This window comes from Neisseria sp. P0009.S007 (assembly GCF_051962515.1).
In genome coordinates this window covers 1-2,177 of the sequence record NZ_JBQCVF010000220.1, presented here as the reverse complement: position 1 = coordinate 2,177, position 2,177 = coordinate 1, and the positions used below count along the sequence as shown (strand labels likewise).

General features: G+C 43.5%; 2 protein-coding genes and 1 pseudogene. 2 read left to right on the top strand and 1 reads right to left on the bottom strand.

Annotation, left to right across the window (positions count from 1 at the left end):
• Together gidA and ACTHS3_RS11810 are read left to right on the top strand one after the other, a co-directional pair.
• Positions 1–240: pseudogene (gene gidA / locus ACTHS3_RS11815) on the top strand (tRNA uridine-5-carboxymethylaminomethyl(34) synthesis enzyme MnmG); the annotation flags it as partial.
• A 128-nt stretch (positions 241–368) separates the two neighbouring features.
• Positions 369–1,826: a KAP family P-loop NTPase fold protein gene (locus ACTHS3_RS11810; protein ID WP_070608449.1), complete on the top strand. Its 1,458-nt coding sequence runs from the start codon at positions 369–371 to the stop codon at positions 1,824–1,826.
• A 75-nt stretch (positions 1,827–1,901) separates the two neighbouring features.
• On the opposite strand, the gene ACTHS3_RS11805 is transcribed toward ACTHS3_RS11810, so the two are convergent.
• A partial coding sequence (locus tag ACTHS3_RS11805) for a 5-formyltetrahydrofolate cyclo-ligase (protein ID WP_440368020.1) occupies positions 1,902–2,177 on the bottom strand: 276 nt, incomplete at its 5' end.

The window sequence follows — 2,177 nt, the reverse complement described above, 5'->3', positions numbered from 1 at the left end:
CAAGGCTATATCGACCGCCAAAACGAAGAAATCGACAGCCGCCGCGACATCGAAACCTTAAAGCTGCCCGAGGATATCGATTACAGCAAAGTCAAAGGTTTGTCAGCAGAAGTGCAGCAAAAGCTCAACCAGCACAAACCCGAAACCGTCGGCCAAGCCAGCCGCATTTCCGGCGTAACACCTGCCACCGTCGCATTGCTGATGGTGCATCTGAAACGTGGGTTTAAAGATGCCAAGTAAGGTTTAATTTGAATAAAGGCCGTCTGAAAGTTTCAGACGGCCTTTTTGAATTTAAAAGAACAAAAACATAAAAACTGATGACAGAGTAAAATACGTTACACAAAACCTATGACAGACAAAGGGATAATATGGAAACTCAAGCTTTAGAAAAAACTTTTGCTACACACGACGAATTTAACCGTAAGCCGATAGCCGAAAACATCATCAAGTTGCTGACATCGCCCATCGACCTTTCTCCTATGGTCATTGATGGTGGCTGGGGAACGGGCAAAACCGAATTTTGCCAAAAGCTGATTCGGCTCATGCAGCAGCAACATCCCGATTACCAGCCTGTTTATATCGACGCCTTCCGTTCAGACCATAGCGGAGAGCCTCTGCTGGCATTGCTTGCTGAAATCATCAAAACCTGTACGCCTGAAGATACCGATGGACAGCCGTCTGAAAAACGCAAAAATATTACGAGGAAAGTCGCAAGAGCAGTAGGATTCGCGATGAAAACCGTTGCTAAAGCAGCGGTTGGTCATGTCCTAAAGCAAAAATGGGAAGATTTAGAGGAGGGAGTGAGCCAAATTACAAATGATGGGCAAGAAGCAAAAAATGCTGCGGCAACTGTAGCTGGTGTTGCCACCACACTTGCCAGTCATTCCATTGATGCAACTATTGATGCAACCGTCGAAGCTCTATTGAAAGAGCAAATCGAAGCAGAAAAAAATCTGGAAACGCTCAAAGCCTGCCTGAAAGAATTGGCAGCGGACAAACCGATTATCCTGTTTATCGATGAACTCGATCGTTGCCGTCCCGATTATGCGGTTGATATGCTGGAAGTTATCAAGCATGTCTTTGATATTGAAAACGTCAAAGTCGTGCTGGTTACGAATACCAAGCAACTGCGCGCGGCGATTAATCATCGGTACGGCGCAGAGGTGGATGCGCAGAAATATTTAGATAAGTTTTTGAAGTACAGCTTTGCCTTGCCGGGTAAGATTGTGGCTCCGTTTGAGATGGTACAGGCTTTAGTTTCAGTGGAATATTTCAAACAATTGATACGGGATGGCAATTTAAAAGGTTTAATTGGACAAGAGATAACCATAAAACTCATCAGTGATTTGATAGAACGGAACGATTTATCGCTTAGAGAAACAGAACGATTAGTCCGATTTTTAGAGATATATCATTCTTTAAGTCAAAATCTAAGCGGTACTACTAGGTGGGAATATGTCGTGCTACGCGTTACAGGTGTATTTATCTTCTGTTTCTATCCAGAATTAATGGATGGTTTTAATAAACATCGCGTTGATACCAAAGATCTTGCTCGATTGTTTAATCTTCAGTCTTTACCTGGCGTCCCATTAAATAGTTCTAATATTAATTTTACAGATGTTATTGCTGTGATGCTGATTACGTTTAATGATATTAAAGATACAAGTTTTAAATTTGTAACAGATCAACATACAGAATATTGGACCAAACATATAAATGAAACTTTTCTTAAAAATCCATATATTTTCCCTCCTGGAATAAATGGGGTTTTATCAATCCTGACAGAAACTTTCCAAGTCCTCAGTTTTGAAAAAATGCCACAATAAAATAAAAGGCCGTCTGAAACCCCAAAACCAGGTTTTCAGACGGCCTTTTAGCATTTTAATAAACCGATAATTGTCCTATCGAGGCCGTCTGAATTTCAATACGCCAAGCTCGGAGACAAAGCCGTTTAGGGGGATATCATGGGGTTCGGTTGGCAGGGTGTCGGTCAGTTGGCAGCCGAAGCCTACGCCCAGGGTTTGGGTTTGCAGGCGGTATTTCATGGCGGAGAGGGTGGCATCATAATAGCCGCCGGCTTGTCCGAGGCGGTAGCCGCGTTTATCGATGCCGACGATGGGGACCAGCAGCAGGCTGAGTTGGTGGACGCGGATTTTTTTGCCGGTAAATTGGGGGAC